We start from the raw sequence: 19,102 nt of genomic DNA on the forward strand, positions 1-19,102 counted from the left end.
GTGATTAGCTCTGCCGAAGATCTCTGGCACCAAATTTTGGAGCGGTTGCAACTGTTGCTCAGTCGCCCGACGTTTGAAACTTGGATTAAGACAGCAACGGTGCAGTCCTTTGATGGCCAGACCCTGACGATTTGCACCCCCAATCCCTTTGCCCGCAATTGGCTGCAAAAGTACTATTTGAAAACCATTGCCGATGTGGCACGGGAAATTGTCGGTGAGGCGGTGGAGATTGAGCTGGCGATCGCCCAAGGGGCAGAGCATGACACCAGCATTCGCCCCACCAGTCGTGCTGAAGTAGAGGCTACCACCCCGCCCGCTCGTCATCGCGGCAGTGAACTGAATCCCAAGTATGTCTTTTCCCGCTATGTCGTTGGCCCCAATAATCGCATGGCCCATGCGGCCTGCTTGGCAGTGGCGGAATCACCGGGGCGGGAGTTTAATCCTCTCTTTCTCTGTGGCGGCGTTGGCTTGGGCAAGACCCATCTCATGCAGGCGATCGGTCACTATCGCTTGGAAATTGATCCCAATGCCAAGATTTTCTATGTCTCGACCGAGCAGTTTACGAATGATTTGATTGCCGCCATCCGCAAAGACAGTATGCAGAGCTTTCGCGAGCACTATCGGGCGGTGGATGTCATGCTCGTGGATGATATTCAATTTATTGAGGGCAAGGAATACACCCAAGAGGAGTTTTTTCACACCTTCAATACACTGCACGAGGCCGGTAAGCAGGTGGTTTTGGCCAGCGATCGTCCCCCCAGTCAAATTCCCCGCCTGCAAGAGCGCCTCTGCTCCCGCTTTTCCATGGGGCTGATCGCCGATATTCAACCCCCGGACTTGGAAACCCGCATGGCCATTCTCCAGAAAAAAGCGGAGTACGAAAATATCCGCCTGCCCCGCGATGTGATTGAGTATATTGCCGCCAGCTACACTTCCAATATTCGGGAACTAGAGGGGGCACTGATTCGAGCGGTGGCCTACATTTCCATTTCTGGGTTGCCGATGACGGTGGAAAATATTGCCCCCGTTCTGAGTCCAGCCATCCGCAAAATTGAGACCTCCCCAGAGGTGATCCTGAATGTGGTCTCTGAAGCCCTGAATGTGTCTATTAGTGATCTCAAGGGCAACTCCCGCCGTCGCGAAATTAGCATGGCGCGTCAAGTGGGTATGTATCTGATGCGCCAATACACGGGCTTGAGTCTGCCGAAAATTGGTGAAGAGTTTGGCGGCAAGGATCACACCACCGTCATGTATAGCTGTGACAAGGTGGCCGAACTGCAACGTACCGATCCAGAAATGGGCAGCCTGCTGCGACAACTCAGCGATCGCATTAACTTGGCCAGCCGTCCCACAGAGCCATAGTGCGCAGAGCCTTCCTATGCCAAGATAAAAACAGTCTTGAAAGGGGTATGAATGCACATCCTCATTCCCGCCGCCGGCATGGGTAAACGCATGGGGGCAGGCCACAATAAACTGCGCTTGCAACTCTTGGGTAAACCCCTGTTGGCATGGACATTGGCAGCGGTGGCTGCTGCGGAAGCGATTGAATGGATTGGCGTTATTGGCCAGCCAGAGGATTTTCCCACTTGGGAAGCACTCCTTGGGGACTTGAACCTACGGCAGCCCGTCCAGCTCATCGAAGGGGGTGAGACCCGTCAAGCCTCCGTTTTTAATGGGTTACAGGCACTTCCCGAAAGGGCTGAGCAGGTGCTGATCCACGATGGTGCCCGCTGCCTTGCCACCCCCGATCTGATCAACCGCTGTGCCCAAGCCCTAGAGACCTATGCCGGACTCATTGCCGCCGTGCCGGTCAAAGATACGATTAAAATCGTCAACCATGAAGGGGTTGTTGTCCAAACCCCAGAGCGGGACTCCCTGTGGGCGGCTCAAACTCCCCAAGGCTTTCGCGTCGAACCCTTGCGTATTGCCCATGAAATGGCGGTGGTCAAAGGCTGGGAAGTTACAGATGATGCTGCCCTCTTTGAACGCCTAGGCTATGCCGTACATATTGTCTTGGGCGAAGAAACCAATCTCAAGATCACCACTCCCAGCGATCTCCCCCTTGCAGAACGAATCTTGCAGCATCGCCGGGAGCAAGGCCAAGGGGACACGATGCCCTAGGCCAAGGTTTCGGGACAGTAGCCCAAGCCTTGAATGAACTGCTTGCGAAACGCTTCGATGTCATCGTAGTTGGGGTAGCCGTGGGAAACAATCGCCACTTGATAACGGCGCATCACCTCCACCATTGACTGTCCGGTTTCCAGTGCCCACAGTGCCATTTTCAGCGAAATCCCCGGTGTGTAGGGGAATCCCAATTCGTTCAAGAAGGCGCGGAAATTCCCTGCTTGTTCGTTGGAGAGGGGCGAATGCATTTTAATGCGAATCACCCACCCATCCACTTGATGAATGACTGTAACAAACTGTATTGGTAGCTTGGCGTATTCATGCAAGAATTGCACAACCCGCAGGGTAAGGCTGGCATTGCTGAGGTGATAGATGAAATCCATGGTGTTGACCTCTTACCCTTGATACTTTTATTGTCGGTGGCACCTAGAGCGATCGCCTAGGGGAATTGTCCGCGATTTGCTGGGGGAACCCCCCTATCCTCAAGATTGAGATAATCGCTGCTGCGGCGTGCCACTGAGCAGATCATGGGCTGCCTGCAAAATCCTTGGAATCTTCTGCCGATGGGGACTCTTTTGCAAACAGGGGTCTAAATCCAAGTGCTTGACTTGGGCTGCATTGGCTCCAGGAAACCAGTGGCCGCCGTTGCCAAGCAAGTTATAGCGCATCCGCGCATAGTCCAGCAAATCGTAGGCCTGCACCAGATTCCACAGCCAGAGAATGGTGGGGATATTCACCTCACCGGGGGTGTGGCGATAGTCGGGCAATCCCTGATGCCAAGTGTGGTACCAGTCTTCCCCCAACCGCTCAATGGCGGCTTGCTCCAGTCGCGCCAAGATCGGCGGCAAAATTTCATCGGCCCGATCCAACAGATCGAGCACCTTGAGATGCTCATCAAAATCACTGGGGCGAGCAGCACCGACACTCAGGGTATGCACTTGGGGATGGGAGAGGCAAAACAGATCGTTAAAGACCATTGGGCTTAAGGGGGCACACAGTTCCACTAGGCGTTGGGGTGGTTTGTAGAGCATCCCCCCCTTATCCGCAGGGCTAATGATAAAGACGCCCATATCCCGCGCTTGGGCATCGAGGATGGCGGGCCAATTCTGCTGATTGATGTAGTACCAGTGCAGATTGACGTAGTCAAAGGCATCGCTGGCGATCGCCCGGCGGATCACCTCCAGACTGCCGTGGGTAGAAAAGCCAATGAAGCGGATCTTTCCTGCCGCTTGCCAGTCCCGTGCCACCTCTAGGCATCCCCCCGGTCGCAGCACCTGTTCCAGATGCTCTGGCAAATTAAGGCCATGAATCGCCAGCAAATCGATGTAGTCCAGCCGCAGATTACGCAGCGAAGTTTCCAAGGTTGCCCGAAATTCCTTGGCGGTGGGTCGCGGCCCCACTTTGGTTTGCACGATCAGCTTTTCGCGAGGCAGCCGCGGCAGAATTTTGCCCAACTGCACTTCTGAGGTGCCATAGCCACGGGCGGTTTCAATATGATTAATGCCTAGCTCGACGGCTCGGCAAATCGTCGCCTCTAAATTGCGTTGATTTTCTTCTGGAATCGTACTCGGGCTGACATCCTGCCATGAAAACTGATAGCGCATGCCGCCACAGGAAAAGACGGGCATTGGTAATTGGGTGCGACCAAAGCGACGGTAGCGCATAGTCAACTCAATAAACGTTTCTTCATCATTGTCGCGAAATTCCCGATCCTGCGCTAACGGGGGCATGAGGGGCTGAGGCAGCGGCACTGAAGAGAGTATCCCCAACATCCCTTGGTTTGGGCTAGGCTGGAAAAAAATGACAGCAATTATTTTGTATGTTCCAAGGGAAAAGTAATTCTCTCCTGCCTCTACTCCTTTCCTTGCTGGCCACCCTCGGCCTTTTGGGCATTGGTGCAGGGCTGGTGCTTCGCCTCATCAATAACGGCGAAATCATTGGCAATGGTGGTCTCAATCTCGGAACCAAGGGTCAATCCACGTTTACCCAAGTCAAGAATGTCCCCAGTGGTCTTTTTAATTATGGCGGTAGCACCACTTGGGCACCCATTCGCCGCGATGTGGATCCGCTGCTGCAAGCGGCTTGGCCCAATTTTCAACTGCGCTATGTGGATCCGCCCACAGGAACGCCGGGGTCGGGCAGTGGGATCCGCATGTTACTGAATCATCAACTGTCTTTCTCGCAATCTTCCCGTCCCCTCAAGGACGAAGAGCTAGCCAAGGCAGCGGCTCAGGGTATTAAATTAACTGCCATTCCTGTTGCTATTGATGGGCTGGCGATCGCTGTCAATCCGAGGCTAGAAATTCCCGGACTGACGGTGCAACAAGTGGTGGATATTTACACCGGCAAAGTAACCAATTGGCAGCAGGTGGGCGGCCCCAACCAAAAGATTACCCCCTTCTCTCGCCGTCCGGAAGATGGTGGTACCGTTGAATACTTTATTCAGGAAGTGCTAGGGAAGCAGCCTTTTGGTCGCAATGTGGTCATGGTTCGCGATACCACCGATGGCCTACGGCGCGTCGCCGCGACACTGGGGGGTATTTATTATGCCTCTGCGCCGGAGGTCGTGGGTCAGTGCAGCATCCACCCGCTTCCCCTCGGCCGCCAAGCCAATGAGTACGTGCCTCCCTATCAAGACCCCTATGTTCCCCCTGAGCAGTGTCCCCAACAGCGCAACCAACTGAATCAGCGTGCATTTCAAGAGGGGACGTATCCCATCACCCGCCGCCTATTTGTCATTACCAAGGAGGACAATAGCCTCGATGCCCAAGCAGGACGTGCCTACGCTGCACTCTTGCTCACGGATCAAGGGCAAGCCGCCATTGAAAAGGCAGGATTTGTGCGCCTGCGCTAGCGATCGCCCACTGAACAGGGTTTTGGCTGAAATCAATATTCTGGCACCGCCACCCCAGATAATAGATCTGGCCACCTGCTTCTTAATCTGAATCCATGACCTACAAGCGACTCAGTGACAGCGAACGCCAGCGTGTCTTTCAACAGTACACCGCCGGACAAACGATCAAAGCTCTAGCAGCGGAATTTGGTGTGAGTGAAAACACCATTCGGCGTGTGATCAAACAAATGGAAGAAGAAGCGGCTGCCCCTGAAGCTCCCCTATTGGCGGTGGCTGCAACGGATGACATGCCAGAGGAAGAGGATTTAGAAGATGTAGAGACGGCAGAGGCCGTTGTCCTCGATGAGGATGACTACAGTGATGCAGAGGATGACGATCTCGAAGATGACGATGACGAGGAACTTGAGGGGGATATTCCCTTACCGGATCTCGCCGATGTAGAAGTGGTGCAGTCGGTGGAGGTCATTCCCCTTGCAGAAGCAGTGCTGCCCCGTCCTTGTTATGTTGTTGTGGATCGGCGGGCGGAACTGCTCACCCGTCCCCTAGAAGCCTTTCGCGGTTTAGGTGCCCTCTCTAGTGAGGAAGCGCAACAAAGTACCCTACCCATTTTCGATAGCCGCCCCGTGGCTCTACGCTATTCCCAGCAAAATCAACGCCTCTATAAGGCCAGTGATGTCCAGTGGCGCAAGACCGTTGTTAAGGTACCCGACGGCGAAATGCTGCGGAAAGTGCGCAGCTATCTTCAGTCCAAAGGGATTACCCGCTTGCTCTACCATGGACGAGTGTATGCCCTGGATTGAGGTAAGCTAGGGGGGGACAGCCCTTTTCTAAAACGTGGGGTTCCTCAAGGAGTAGTGATCAACCATAGCTTTGGCTCTTTCCAGAGTCTTGCGTACCTTGTGAAAAGGGCTGTTATCACGAGTGGGGGTGTCTCCCTTTCAGTGTTGGTAGATTAGGTAAAACCGATATGAAAGCAATGATCTTGGCGGCTGGAAAAGGCACGCGGGTACGCCCGATTACATACACCATTCCGAAGCCAATGATCCCAATTTTGCAAAAACCGGTGATGGAGTTTTTGGTAGAACTTTTGCGGCAGCATGGGTTTACTGAAATTATGGTGAACGTTAGTCACCTAGCCCACGAAATTGAAAGCTATTTTCAGGATGGCCAACGCTTTGGTGTAGAGATTGCCTACTCCTTTGAGGGCTATATCAAGGATGGCGAACTCGTGGGCAAAGCCCTAGGCTCTGCGGGGGGGATCAAGCGAATTCAAGATTTTCACCCCTTTTTTGATGACACCTTTGTGGTGCTGTGTGGGGATGCCCTCATTGACTTGGATTTGACGGCAGCGGTGGCTTGGCATCGCCAAAAGGGGGCGATCGCTACCGTGATTATGAAAACAGTCCCCAAAGAGGATGTCTCTAGCTATGGCGTCGTCGTCACCGATAAGAGCGATCGCATTATCGCTTTTCAAGAAAAACCTAGCGTTGAAGAAGCCCTGAGCAACAATATCAACACGGGAATTTATATTTTTGAGCCAGAAATTCTCGACTACATTCCCTCCAACCAGGAATACGACATTGGCAGCCAGCTGTTCCCTAAATTGGTGGAAATGGGTGCCCCCTTCTATGGCCTAGCAATGGACTTTGAATGGATTGATATTGGTAAAGTCCCCGATTACTGGCAAGCGGTGCGCGGCGTTCTTGAGGGCACAATTAAAAATGTCTCGATTCCCGGCCATGAGCAGTTCCCCGGCATTTATACCGGGCTGAATGTGGCGGTCAACTGGGATAAAGTCACAATTCAAGGCCCTGTATACATTGGCGGCATGACCAAGATTGAAGATGGGGCAACGATTATTGGGCCGACGATGATTGGCCCCAATTGCCACATTTGCAGTGGTGCTGTCGTCGATAACTGTGTGATTTTTGAGTATTCCCGCCTTGGTTCGGATGTGCGTCTTGTGGATAAGCTGGTCTTTGGCCGCTACTGTGTTGACAAAACAGGGACAACGATTGATCTCAAGGCCGCTGCCCTCGATTGGCTAATTACCGATTCACGGCAAACGGATATTCAGCCGAGTCCCCTCGAGTTGAAGGAGATTGTGTCCTAGACCCCGCTATACACCCATGACATTTGCGAATCAGTTGCAAAGCGGTTTTACCCTTTTTCTGAGCCTACTGGTGGAGGCAGTGCCGTTTCTGCTGCTGGGCATTTTGCTCTCTAGCGTGCTGCTGCTATTTGTAGATGAGCAGGCGCTCATTCGTCGCTTGCCGCGATCGCCCCTGCTGGGAGCCTTGGTCGGCAGTTGCATTGGCTTTCTTTTTCCAGTGTGTGAGTGTGGCAATGTGCCGGTGGCGCGGCGATTATTGGTGCAAGGACTGCCTACATCCGTGGCCATTGGTTTTTTGTTGGCAGCACCGACAATCAACCCGATTGTGATTTGGGCAACGTGGACGGCCTTTCGTGATCAACCGGAAATTGTCGTCTTTCGTGTCCTCTTCTCACTGGCGATCGCCACCATTATTGGCTGGGTTTTTAGTTTCCAAAAGGATCTAACCCCCTTTTTGCAGCCCACCGTCACCAGTCTCATGCGTCGTCCCCAGCCTCAAGCAGCCACTATACCGGCCTTGCTCCAGTCAGGCACCTACCTGTTGGGAACCCCCGGCCAACCCCTTGCCATGGAAACTCTCACGCTTGCGCCACCGACTGCAACGATGCCTTGGCAGCAGCGTCTGCCCCAAGTCCTGGAGAATGTGGTGCAGGAATTTCGCGAATTGGGGGGAATTTTAGTCCTCGGTAGCCTAGTGGCGACTCTTATTCAGGTGGCGGCTCCCCGCGAACTCATTCTCAGCCTTGGCCAAGGGCCGGTGATCTCGATTGTGGCAATGATGATCTTGGGCACAGTGATTTCCATTTGCTCGACGGTTGATGCCTTTTTTGCCCTTGCCTTTGCTGCCACGTTTACGCCGGGGTCAATTCTCGCTTTTCTTGTCCTCGGACCGATGGTGGATCTCAAGGGGCTGGGATTACTGCTGACGATTTTTCGCCCCCGTGCTCTAATTTACCTCTTTCTGTTGGTGGCACAATTGACGTTTTCCCTTTGTTTGTTTTTGAATTTGCAGTGGAGTTAGCCGTGGTTGTTAAGCCAGAGTGGTTACGGGTCAAAGCACCCCAGTGGCAGCGGGTCGGTTCCGTCAAGGAACTGTTGCGGGACTTAAACCTCAATACCGTTTGCGAAGAGGCCTCTTGCCCCAATATTGGTGAATGTTTCCATGAGGGAACGGCGACATTTTTAATGATGGGGCCAGCTTGCACCCGCGCTTGTCCTTACTGCGATATTGATTTTGCGAAAAAGCCACTGCCCTTGGATGCCACTGAACCCCAGCGACTGGCGGAAGCAGTGGTGCGAATGCGGCTCAATCATGTTGTCATTACCTCGGTAAATCGGGATGACTTGGCTGATGGTGGTGCCTCTCAGTTTGTGGCCACGATTCAGGCTGTGCGGGCGCGATCGCCCCAAACAACCATTGAAGTGCTCATTCCCGATCTCTGTGGCAATTGGCAGGCCTTAGATCAAATTCTCGCCGCCAGTCCCGAAGTGCTGAACCACAACACCGAAACCGTGCCCCGTCTCTATCGGCGGGTGCGTCCCCAAGGCAACTATCAGCGCAGTCTGGAACTGCTGCAACGGGTGCGCGATCGCGCCCCTTGGATCTACTCAAAGTCAGGCATGATGGTGGGTTTGGGAGAAACCCCTGAGGAAGTGGCGGCAGTGATGGCGGATCTGCGTCAAGTGGGCTGCGACATTCTCACGATTGGCCAGTATCTGCAGCCGAGTCCGAAACACTTACCCGTGCAGGATTTTATTCCACCAGAGCAATTTGAAGCATGGCGGCAGCTTGGCGAATCCATGGGCTTTTTGCAGGTGGTCTCCTCTCCCCTCACCCGTAGTTCCTACCACGCCGAGCAGGTGCGTGCCCTGATGCAACAGTATCCCCGCCAGCGTCCTGCAACAAACCTCCTCGGATAAATTTATTGCAATTTAATCGCAACTAAGCTAGGCTAAGCAATAGGAAAAATCTGCATTAAAAAACCCCCTTGGGTGGGGGCGTTTTATGGACAACCGTGATCTTGCATTAAGGTTCGTTAACCTAAATTGCGAAAGACTACGCCTTCAGGCTGTCGTTGGCCAAGAAATGACCAATGTGGTAGGCACGCTCCTCCGTTTGCAGCAGGATTTGGTCATAGAGGTAGGCAGTGGCGCGATCGCCCAAACTCTCTGCTTGGGTAGCCTGTTGCCGCAGAACACCAATGATTGCCTGTTCGGCCTGCAAATCATTAGTGAGCATTTGGCGGCAATTAAAAGCCCCCTCCGGTTCAGGGGTAAAGCAGCAGAGCGTGGCCAACTGTTGAAAACCGGCCACAGGCACGCCCCCCAGACCATTCAGACGTTCACCCAAGTCATGGACGTGACCTTGCACCTGTTCATAGCAGTCTTGGAAAAACTGATGCAGTGGATAAAATTCTGCCCCCTCAACCACAAAATGATGCTTTTGGTACTGCAAATACAGGGCTTGAAAACTGGCCAAGAGGCGATTCATCCCCTCACAGATGGGCGTGGTGGTGGCTTTCTCCAGCAGTACAACTGTATCTTTCATCTCGCCAAAGGCTTGGCGCGGCAATGCACTGGTCGTCATAGCACGATGCTCCTTTGCGGACACTAGTGAGCTAACCAACTTAGCTCTGACAGCCCGATCCTAAACTACCTTTCTGTACATTTTCAATAGTGGAGTGCTTATTGAATGTCTATAAACCCCCACCTTATTGCAGTTCAGTGGCAATTACGCTGGCCAATCTACCAACGGTTGATTGATCTAGAGGTGCCCTGTGACTATGCTCCCTATCAACCCCTGAGGGTCGAGGTCAACTCCCCCTTAGCTGCCTTACAGGTGTGGTCAGTGGTGCGCCAAGTCTCTGCCCCTCGCGAGACCTTGATAGACTGGCTCGAAAACTGTTGGCAGTACTCTTTGACCACCTTGAGTGAGTATCACAATCCTGCTGAGTCCTAGGGGAATGTACAACCAGCGGGTGGTGCAGCACTGAATATGGCAGGCGTGATATTGGTAACTGTTCCTGCTCCAGTTGTGTTGATGACTACACCACCATTGTTCGGGGTGAGACTAAGAGCATTAACAACACGGAAGATGACAGGAGCATTCTGGGGTCGTAAGCGGAAACCTGCACCACTTGTTTCGACGTTACTAAATACGTTTGCACACAGTGTTGCATTATTATCAGCCCGCAGCTCTAAACTTCGCGTGGCAGGATTCCCTTGAGTGAGGGTGTTATTGTTGACTGTGGCATTGAGGCGAGAAGTATTCTGAGCACGCAGTCGCACTGCTTCACCACCAGCTGTTGCTTGGATACTGTTATTGCTAACCTCAAGTTGCAAGCTAGCATTGTTAGTGGTATCGATTTCTATCCCGCGATCGCTGACACCAGAAAGCTGATTGCCAACAATTCTGACCCGTGCCGGTGTTGGATTGGCAGCATTCGTGGTGAACTCAATGTCAATGCCGTCATTACCATTGCCAATATTTTGGATTACATTATTTTCAATGTTTAGTACCACTTGTCCTGCACTGTTGGACTCTAGCGTGATGGCATCATCATTGAGGATGTTGCGTATCTCATTGTTGCGAATTATGATGTTTGCGCTGGGAGGTGCAATTGGAGCCGCACTGCTGACAATATCAAACGTCATCCCCGCATCAGAAATATTGTTAACCACGTTATTTTCTAGAACGGCTGTGAGGTTGGCACCATCGCCAATATTGAAGTCAATGCCATCACTGCCGTCGGTACCTGTACCAATGTTGCGAATCTGATTGTTCCGAACGATAACAGTTGCACTCGCGGGAGCCGCACAGTTCGCAAACTGATTGTCACTGAAACGGTCAGCCACAGCAAAGCTATCGCCACGGCAGAGGTTAAATTCAATTCCATCCACACGATTACCTGGCGTCAAGTTGTTTTCAGTCACGTTATCTTCGATGGTAATGTTGGCGTTGCCACGATTGTTGCGAATGAAGATGCTAGCTTCGAGGTTAGTATCTGTTGCTGTTTGGCCAACATTACGGACAGTGTTGCCGCGAATAGTTACATTTCCAAGGGCATTATCTAGGCCAATGCCCTCACCAATACCACCATTAACAGTGTTATTTTCAATCGTTGCGTTGGTGCTTTCAGTAATACTGATGCCACGGCGGTTAAAGGCAGGGGCAGTTGTGCTCGTAATTGTAACGGTATTATTGCGAACCACAGGGGATTGTACATTTTGCAAGATAATACCTGCGGCATTTGTAACGGTGATGGTATTGTTGTTAACCGTAGGCGTCAATACAGAGTTATTTTGACCACGTAAGCGAATTGCTTCGCCTGTATTGGTTAAGGTGTTGTTGCTGATTTCAATTGCTAAGCGAGCATTATTAGTGGTGTCCACTTCAATCCCGCGATCGCTAATGTTATTCAGTTGATTCCCCACAATTCTGACTTGTGCAGGGGTTGGACTTGCAGCCGTTGTTGTGAACTCAATGTCAATGCCGTCATTACCATTGCCAATATTTTGGATCACATTATTTTCAATGTTTAGTACCACCTGTCCCGCACTATTCGACTCTAGGGTGATGGCATCATCATTGAGGATGTTGCGTATCTCATTGTTGCGAATTGTAATGTTTGCGCTAGGAGGTGCAATTGGAGCCGCACTGCTGACAATATCAAACGTCATCCCCGCATCAGAAATATTGTTAACCACGTTATTTTCTAGAACGGCTGTGAGGTTGGCACCATCGCTAATATTGAAGTCAATGCCATCACTGCCGTCGGTACCTGTACCAATGTTGCGAATCTGATTGTTCCGAACGATAACAGTTGCACTCGCGGGAGCCGCACAGTTCGCAAACTGATTGTCACTGAAACGGTCAGCCACAGCAAAGCTATCGCCACGGCAGAGGTTAAATTCAATTCCATCCACACGATTACCTGGCGTCAAGTTGTTTTCAGTCACGTTATCTTCGATGGTAATGTTGGCGTTGCCACGATTGTTGCGAATGAAGATGCTAGCTTCGAGGTTAGTATCTGTTGCTGTTTGGCCAACATTACGGACAGTGTTGCCGCGAATAGTTACATTTCCAAGGGCATTATCTAGGCCAATGCCCTCACCAATACCACCATTAACAGTGTTATTTTCAATCGTTGCGTTGGTGCTTTCAGTAATGCTGATGCCACGGCGGTTAAAGGCAGGGGCAGTTGTGCTCGTAATTGTAACGGTATTATTGCGAACCACAGGGGATTCAGCATTGACTAAAATGATGCCACTGCCATTGGTACTCGTAATTTGATTATTGGTAATTTGTACACCAGTACTATTCGTTATACTGATGCCGTTGGCATTGATGGTTGTAATTTGATTGTTGAGAATACGCGGTGGATTGACGTTATTACCAATAATCGCAGGTTGGCCGGCAGGCGGTGTAATATTGAAGCCATCAATTGTATTATTCTTAGCTAAAACAATAGTGGCAGCTATAATAGGCTGTTGGTTAATCGGTGTGAGCGCAGGAATAGTAATCGTTCCAAGTGTACTAGGAAGTTGTCGATTCACAGTTGCTGAAAGCAGTTGAACTCCATCTTGGAGATTAATAATGCCTTGACCTGCGGTATTGCCATCCGTATCGGCAACACCAACCAAGACAATGTCATTTTGAGCAAGGGGTAAATCATTAATACGGGCAGCGCTACCTGCTCCAGTATCAACTGTAAAAACTCGATAGGGTTGACCTATGGCAGGATTAATTGCTGCAATTTGATCCTGAACCAGTTCGTTATCAACGGTAATAAAGCTGAGACGCTCTGGAGATTCACCTAGACGGGCTGCTACATTTTGACCCTGTTCTGGAGCACGGCGGCGACTACCTGCGACACCGGGAAAAGAAACCCCAATTCCAAACCAAGCTTTCGTGCCAAAGCGATCATCATTTTGCACTGTTGCACTGAGGCTGAGGTACTCAATAGGGCGGGTAGCTAAACGGGCACGGACGCCAACAAAATCAGCAATACTCTCACCGCTGTAGTAGTATAAACCTGCGTAACCCCGCAGATAGTCTTTACCTAATGGAACCAATCGGGTTCCTACTTCAAAGTCAAAACCCGTCAGCGCTTCTTGGAAAAGGCGATCGCGATCAAGAAGAATCTGGTTGTTTTGAATGGTGCCGATTGAACCCACTGCTTGATTGAGAAGGACTTGCCGAGTCCCTAGGGGGATATAGCCGTTTATACGGACATCAACATCTCCCAAGAGTTCCAGACCAAGCCCAAGCTGGTTAAAACCTGCATCTCCCGTGTTGCGAAAATCGTAGGATAGGTAGCCACCAAGGGCAAATTTCTGATTGCCTGTCAGGGCACGGTAGCCAAGGGTCAAATTGTACCCCAAGGCTGTATTGGGCGTGGCCATGAGGAGTTTGCCTTCAAAGAAGCCGACGCTAGCACCCTGCTGTTGAAAGAACGGAATAAATGTTTCTGCACTGAGGTAGTGATCAAAACCAGCGCCTTCACTATTGAAGCGAATCGTTCCACGGGGCTGGATTCGAGGCCCTAACATTTCCTCTGCTGATGACTGGCCAACGGCTGCATTGTTCAATCCCAAAATGATGCCCAAGCCAACTAGGCAGCTTCCTAGAAGCTTCCCCCAAGAACGCATATACACTCCTCAACACACAATTCGGCAGTCACACCTCACCTGCGACTGCTTTTTGTTCCTCGACTCAAGATATTGGCTTGTATTTAAGTGGCGATAAAGATTTGTTTAGCTGAACGTTAAGGAATTAAACGCAACAATCGGCCATTTTGGGGATCATCAGTGAGAACGTACAGGTAACCATCGGGGCCTTGGCGCACATCCCGTACCCGCTGACCTATTGGAATGCGCCCTTGGCTTACAACAGCATTGTTGGTATTGACTCGAATTTTGCGCACATCTTGGGAGACGAGACCGCCGGTAAAAAGGGCACCTTGCCACTGGGGAGCGCGATCGCCCCGATAAACTGCTAGCCCTGAAGGCGCAATGGCCGGTGTCCACACCACCAAAGGATCCACCATTCCCGGCCGGCGCCGCTCTGGGGTAATTTCTGCCCCCCAATACTCACGGCTATAGGTGACCACTGGCCAACCATAGTTGGCACCACGTTCAATGCGATTGAGTTCATCACCACCAAGGGAGCCGTGCTCCGTTGACCACACCGTTTCTGTGACTGGATCAACCACCAGTCCTTGGATATTGCGGTGGCCGTAGCTCCAGAGTTCGGGGGTGGCCGTGGCATCGCCCACAAAAGGATTGTCCTCCGGCACAGTGCCATCGTCCCGCAGGCGAATAATTTTGCCCAAATGACTGCGGCGGTTTTGGGCTTGCTCGCGAATTAATTTGCCTTCCAGTTCAATTGGGGGATTGCCGCCATCGCCAATGGCCATGAGCAATGTGCCGTCGGGGAGCCAAGCCAAGCGGGAGCCAAAATGCTGTGCCCCAGTTTTCGCTTGCGAGACTTCAAAGAGAACTGTCACCTCTTCAAGGCGATCGCCCACCAGACGCCCCCGTGCTAGGCGAGTACGATTCGCGGATGCTGTGCCATGGGCATAGGTAAGATAAACCCAATTGTTTTCAGCAAAGCGGGGGTGAAGGGCGACATCCAATAAGCCCCCTTGGCCTTGGCCAAAGACCGGCGGCACGCCACGAATAGGTGAACCCAAACGCCCTTGGTGAAATCGCCGCAACCGTCCGGGGCGCTCAGTAATCAACGCACTGCCATCCGGCAGCCAAGTTACTGCCCAAGGATGCTCTAACTCTTCAACAACGGTTTCAATGCGTACCGCCAGTGTTGGTGGTGGCTGCGATTCTAACAGGGGTTCAGCGGTTGATAAGGGTAACGGGGTATCCGACTGCGCAATGGGACTACAGCCTAGGAATACCCCGATCGCCCCCATGAGGGGGAGTAATTTGACAAATCGATAACTAGGCAATGGGTGTCACATCTTCAGAACGCTCTGCACCTTCAGACTCCGGCAAGACCACCGGCAGTTCCAAAGAGGCAGCATCAGAAGCAGGGGTCGGGGCATCCGTTTGCTGCCGCCGTTGCCAGAGGGTCACCCCCACTGCCGCTGCTGTAATTGCACCTGCACCCAGTCCAAGGGCGATCGGCAGCTTGCTGCTATCGAAGAATGAGGAATTACTCAGACTTTGATGACTTAACCCTTTGGCATAGGCACAGGCTTGGGCAGAACTGGGTTGCGGCATTGCCACCAAAGTGGCAGACAGACCAACGGTCAGGGCAATGAGGGGACGCAACATAAACGACTCCTTAACGAATGTATTCTTTGAGGACACTGTTGCGGTTGGGATGGCGCAGTTTCCGCAGGGCCTTGGCCTCAATTTGGCGAATGCGCTCACGGGTGACATTAAAGAGTTGACCAATTTCCTCCAACGTTTTCATGCGACCATCGTCCAAGCCATACCGCAGTTTTAACACATCTCGCTCGCGGGGGCTAAGGGTGCACAATACCGTTTCTAAATCTTCGCGCAGCAGGTGCTTGGACACTTGATCTTCAGGGGTTTCACCGTCGGATTCAATGAAGTCCCCCAGACGGGAATCCTCTTCTTTACCGATAGGGGTTTCTAGGGAGATGGGCAGTTGTGCCGATTTGGCAATGAAGCGCAGTTTTTCAATGGTCATTTCCATGCGATCGGCAATTTCTTCCTCAGTGGGTTTGCGCCCCATTTCCTGTGAGAGGAGTTTAGTGGTTTTCTTAATCCGCGAAATGGTTTCGTACAGGTGCACAGGCAGACGAATGGTGCGGGATTGATCGGCAATGGCACGGGTAATGGCTTGGCGAATCCACCAGGTGGCGTAGGTGGAAAATTTATAGCCCTTTTCGTGGTCAAATTTCTCAGCAGCGCGGATGAGCCCTAGGCTGCCCTCTTGAATCAAGTCCTGAAAGGATAGCCCCCGGTTCATGTATTTTTTGGCGATCGAGACCACCAGTCGCAGGTTCGATTGCACCATTTTTTCTTTGGCTTTGCGACCCACAAATAAGCGATGGCGAAAGGCTTGCACCGTCATCCCCAGTTCCTTCGCCCAGGGTTCGGGATTGCGCTCTAGTTCTTCAGGGGTACAGCCCAGTTGTTCGCACAGGCGATCGCGCACTCGCTCCATTTCTAGGAGATCGGCAATTTTGCGCGCCAATTCAATTTCCTCGTCGGCACGCAACAGACGAATGCGGCCAATTTCTTGCAAATAGAGGCGTATCGAGTCCTCGGTGTAGTGTTTCTTCTTGACCTGTGTCCGCCGTCGGCTGGCACGACCTTTTGTGGGCTTGTCGTCAAGATCGTCGCTGACCTCCTCAAAGTCTTCGCTCTCCTCCTCTTCTTCGGCTTCTACAGCATCAAGGCCATAGTCACTGAGTAGAGCCACCTCATCCTCAAGGGGGGCTGTTGCGGGGTCGTAAACGTCAAGTACATTCGCTTGGGTCATGCCGTTGTCCTCGTAAAATCTCCCTAAATGTGTATTGTCAGTGTGTTGTCGGCAACCGTTGCCTTTGGTGACGCTAGAATCGTCAGCCACATTTCAATCATGGAATGTAGCTAAGGAAAGCGGTTGGACGGGGGCATAGGCTCTAGATTCCACATCCTCAGGATCTCTGCCGCTGGATCATCTTGAAAAATTTCCTGTGTGACCCATGGGGTCAGGGAGCAGGCAGTAGCGAGCGGTTGAGACTGTGCAGGAATCTTTTGACTAATTTTAACTAAAACCTCATTGATTGTAGCCTTTCTAACAGAAATCGCCCACAGCAAAGGGATAAATTTTTCGGGAATTCAGGGCTAGCGATCGCTCGCGTCAACAACCGCTAACAAATTCTAATTTGCTGTTCTCAGATAAAATTTCTATCCCTGCTGAGGGAAATTTCTTGCTTCTAGCCTAGCTAATTTATTGCCGTTCCGCCGTACCCGTTACGTTTGATCACGAACGATCACGAAACGCCCGAATCGTGGCTTGCAGTGCCTGAGTGCCCCTGACATCACTGCTGTAATAAAACCGCAGGGGAATTACCTGCCTATTCTGTAACTCCAAGGCCAAACGAGCTGATACTCTGCCCTTCTTACCACGGGAGAGCTGTACGACGACATCCTTGAGGTCATGCCAAGGGAAGGTTTTCTTTTCTGTCCTGAGAAGACTGCTATATTGCAGCGATACCACGCCTGCACTTTTATCAAAAACCAGCACCAGCACCTTGGCTCCGATAAAGATTAGGGGTAAGCCTAGACTCCAGCCAATAGCTAAGATCAAAAATCCCCACCAGTGGTTGTCTTCCACTAATGTTAAAGGGGGATGTTGCGGCTGCTGCAAAAAGCGACGGATGCGTTCGGCAACGGCTTCCCGATTCTGGCGATCGCGGGTAAATTCACCAAAGGCAATAGAACCCGCGGCGGTTTGTAGGTGCACCTGATAGACACGGTAGCGTCGTCCGCGACTAGAGCGCCACTGCTCGATAATGCCCACCCCTTGGAGCCGATTCAGGGGAATTTGGGTGATCTGTACCCCCGTTGCCCCAGAGCGCACCCAGCGACAGCGACTATCAATAACGCGAACCTCATGGCGGCACACCAGCTCATAGCGGGCTGCAAACCAAATCGGTACAGCAGCACCAACACAGAATATCAGACCTGCCAGCCACACCCCCCAAGGGCGACTGCGCAAAATCAGCCGCTGCTGAGACTTCTCGATAATTTCCATGCCCCTATTCTAGGGGGTCGGATTATTGGCATGGGCCTCTTGGAAGATCACCTGACGTCGCAGCACCTCTTCAATCGTCACATCAGGTTCAGGTACCCCCTTGAAGGCAGTCCCCACCTCTAGGCGAATAAACTGAATGCCTGCCAAGCGATAGCCTTCGGGCGTAAGGGGAACATACCCGACCTTGGGAACGACCGTCGGTGCCTGCTGGATGTAGTACTCAACAAACTGTCGCAGCAGGGGCTTGTCTTGGGCATATTTGGCATTGACATAGAGGAAGAGGGGGCGCGAGAGGGGCTGGTATGTACTGTTTTGCACCGTTTCCACTGAAGGCGGAATTGCCCCTCGGCCATCATTGACGGGCACAGCTCGTAGCCGATTCTGGTTGGCCATGTAGTAAGCATAGGGAAGATAACCAAGGGCATTCACATCCCCGGCAATACCCGCTACGATTTCGTTATCGTCTTCGCTGGCTTTGTAGTCGGTGCGAGAGCCGCGCTGATTGCCAAGAATCGCCTCGTTGAAATAATCAAAGGTGCCTGAATCTTGACCTGGTCCCCAGAGCACAATGGGTGCATTGGGAAAGTCGGGACGTAATTGGTTCCAGCGAGTGAGCTTTTGCTCCGCCGCTTTTTCCCAGAGTTTTTTCAGCTCAGCCACAGAAATTTCCTTGAGCCAAGTATTTTGGGGATGGACGGCGATCGTCAGCGCGTCAAAGGCAATGGGCAATTCAATAAAGGGGACACCATTGGCAATGCACTCGTTCATTTCAGTAATGAGGATCGGGCGAGAGGCGTCACTAATATCCGTTTTGCCGCTACAAAAGGCGCGAAAGCCAGCAGATGTCCCTGAAAAAGCAACGGCAATATCGGCCTCTTGACCATTGGGCGTGGTCTTAAACCCTTCGGCGATCGCCCTGGAAATGGGATAAACCGTGCTCGATCCATCCACCCGAATCACCTTGAGCATTGGGTCATTAGATGCCGCCTCCATTGTGCAGCCCACAAAGATGATGGCCAAAAGGGGTAAAACGCCGCGCCTCAATTGCTGAAACTGCATCACTCAAGCCTCACTCTAAAAATGACGGATATTGCATCAATTAGAAAATTGGTGAATTCAACTATTTCCCCACTAAAACAAAATCACTAAAAACGATGAATAACTTGCCAAAACTATTTATAAATAAAACTTCAAAGATGAGTTATTAATATAAATCCTTCTAAAGTTAGTAACTTGAATTCAAAGAATTGAGACTTAAAAAGTCTTATCTTAAGGTATT

17 protein-coding genes are annotated in these 19,102 nt (G+C 51.6%); 8 read left to right on the forward strand and 9 right to left on the reverse strand.

The features are described 5' to 3' along the window. Together dnaA and ispD are read left to right on the forward strand one after the other, a co-directional pair. The gene (dnaA, locus tag RHH27_RS00005; RefSeq protein WP_206200529.1) at positions 1–1,362 is read left to right on the forward strand and encodes a chromosomal replication initiator protein DnaA; all 1,362 of its coding nucleotides are present in this window, start codon (positions 1–3) and stop codon (positions 1,360–1,362) included. 51 nt (positions 1,363–1,413) lie between these two features. Continuing rightward, on the forward strand, positions 1,414–2,121 hold the full coding sequence (ispD, locus tag RHH27_RS00010; protein WP_302678509.1) for a 2-C-methyl-D-erythritol 4-phosphate cytidylyltransferase: 708 nt from the start codon (positions 1,414–1,416) through the stop codon (positions 2,119–2,121). On the opposite strand, the gene RHH27_RS00015 is transcribed toward ispD, so the two are convergent. Together RHH27_RS00015 and RHH27_RS00020 are read right to left on the reverse strand one after the other, a co-directional pair. After that, positions 2,118–2,507, reverse strand: coding sequence for a hypothetical protein (locus RHH27_RS00015; protein WP_302678510.1), 390 nt, complete (start codon positions 2,505–2,507; stop codon positions 2,118–2,120). The genes ispD and RHH27_RS00015 overlap by 4 nt on opposite strands. Positions 2,508–2,606: 99 nt before the next feature. Next, positions 2,607–3,788: an aldo/keto reductase gene (locus tag RHH27_RS00020; RefSeq protein WP_206201545.1), complete on the reverse strand. Its 1,182-nt coding sequence runs from the start codon at positions 3,786–3,788 to the stop codon at positions 2,607–2,609. Positions 3,789–3,943: 155 nt separating this feature from the next. Here RHH27_RS00020 and RHH27_RS00025 point away from each other — a divergent pair, with 155 nt between their 5' ends. The 5 genes from RHH27_RS00025 to lipA all read left to right on the forward strand — a co-directional run bounded on the left by RHH27_RS00025 (position 3,944) and on the right by lipA (position 9,011). Next, positions 3,944–4,978 carry a PstS family phosphate ABC transporter substrate-binding protein gene (locus RHH27_RS00025; protein ID WP_302678511.1) on the forward strand — a complete coding sequence of 345 codons (1,035 nt, stop codon included), beginning with the start codon at positions 3,944–3,946 and terminating at the stop codon, positions 4,976–4,978. 95 nt (positions 4,979–5,073) lie between these two features. Then, the gene (locus RHH27_RS00030; RefSeq protein WP_206200533.1) at positions 5,074–5,778 is read left to right on the forward strand and encodes a helix-turn-helix domain-containing protein; all 705 of its coding nucleotides are present in this window, start codon (positions 5,074–5,076) and stop codon (positions 5,776–5,778) included. A 167-nt stretch (positions 5,779–5,945) separates the two neighbouring features. Next, complete coding sequence (locus RHH27_RS00035; protein ID WP_206200534.1) at positions 5,946–7,091, forward strand: sugar phosphate nucleotidyltransferase; 1,146 nt, start codon at positions 5,946–5,948, stop codon at positions 7,089–7,091. Positions 7,092–7,107: 16 nt separating this feature from the next. Beyond that, positions 7,108–8,112, forward strand: coding sequence for a permease (locus tag RHH27_RS00040; RefSeq protein ID WP_206200535.1), 1,005 nt, complete (start codon positions 7,108–7,110; stop codon positions 8,110–8,112). A 2-nt stretch (positions 8,113–8,114) separates the two neighbouring features. Next, positions 8,115–9,011: a lipoyl synthase gene (lipA, locus tag RHH27_RS00045; protein ID WP_302678512.1), complete on the forward strand. Its 897-nt coding sequence runs from the start codon at positions 8,115–8,117 to the stop codon at positions 9,009–9,011. A 136-nt stretch (positions 9,012–9,147) separates the two neighbouring features. Here lipA and RHH27_RS00050 read toward each other — a convergent pair whose 3' ends face one another. Continuing rightward, positions 9,148–9,678, reverse strand: a complete 531-nt coding sequence (locus tag RHH27_RS00050; protein WP_206200536.1) for a Dps family protein — start codon at positions 9,676–9,678, stop codon at positions 9,148–9,150. A 105-nt stretch (positions 9,679–9,783) separates the two neighbouring features. On the opposite strand from RHH27_RS00050, the gene RHH27_RS00055 reads away from it, so the two are divergent. Beyond that, entirely contained in the window at positions 9,784–10,050 is a 267-nt protein-coding gene (locus RHH27_RS00055) for an Asr1405/Asl0597 family protein (RefSeq protein ID WP_302678513.1), read from the forward strand. On the opposite strand, the gene RHH27_RS00060 is transcribed toward RHH27_RS00055, so the two are convergent. The 6 genes from RHH27_RS00060 to RHH27_RS00085 form a co-directional block, all read right to left on the reverse strand. After that, the gene (locus tag RHH27_RS00060; RefSeq protein ID WP_310742749.1) at positions 10,047–13,700 is read right to left on the reverse strand and encodes a right-handed parallel beta-helix repeat-containing protein; all 3,654 of its coding nucleotides are present in this window, start codon (positions 13,698–13,700) and stop codon (positions 10,047–10,049) included. The genes RHH27_RS00055 and RHH27_RS00060 overlap by 4 nt on opposite strands. A gap of 158 nt (positions 13,701–13,858) precedes the next feature. Then, entirely contained in the window at positions 13,859–15,019 is a 1,161-nt protein-coding gene (locus RHH27_RS00065; protein WP_399373413.1) for a PQQ-dependent sugar dehydrogenase, read from the reverse strand. A gap of 28 nt (positions 15,020–15,047) precedes the next feature. Continuing rightward, positions 15,048–15,383: a hypothetical protein gene (locus RHH27_RS00070; protein WP_206200539.1), complete on the reverse strand. Its 336-nt coding sequence runs from the start codon at positions 15,381–15,383 to the stop codon at positions 15,048–15,050. Positions 15,384–15,393: 10 nt separating this feature from the next. After that, positions 15,394–16,563, reverse strand: coding sequence for an RNA polymerase sigma factor RpoD (gene rpoD, locus RHH27_RS00075; protein WP_302678516.1), 1,170 nt, complete (start codon positions 16,561–16,563; stop codon positions 15,394–15,396). Positions 16,564–17,049: 486 nt separating this feature from the next. After that, the gene (locus tag RHH27_RS00080; protein WP_302678517.1) at positions 17,050–17,823 is read right to left on the reverse strand and encodes a PH domain-containing protein; all 774 of its coding nucleotides are present in this window, start codon (positions 17,821–17,823) and stop codon (positions 17,050–17,052) included. A gap of 9 nt (positions 17,824–17,832) precedes the next feature. Continuing rightward, positions 17,833–18,885 (reverse strand): PstS family phosphate ABC transporter substrate-binding protein, encoded by a 1,053-nt coding sequence (locus RHH27_RS00085; protein ID WP_399373003.1) that lies wholly within the window; start codon positions 18,883–18,885, stop codon positions 17,833–17,835. Between the last annotated feature and the right edge of the window lie 217 nt (positions 18,886–19,102).

Origin of the sequence: Thermosynechococcus sp. PP555, assembly GCF_031583225.1 — a bacterium.
Taxonomy (GTDB): domain Bacteria; phylum Cyanobacteriota; class Cyanobacteriia; order Thermosynechococcales; family Thermosynechococcaceae; genus Thermosynechococcus.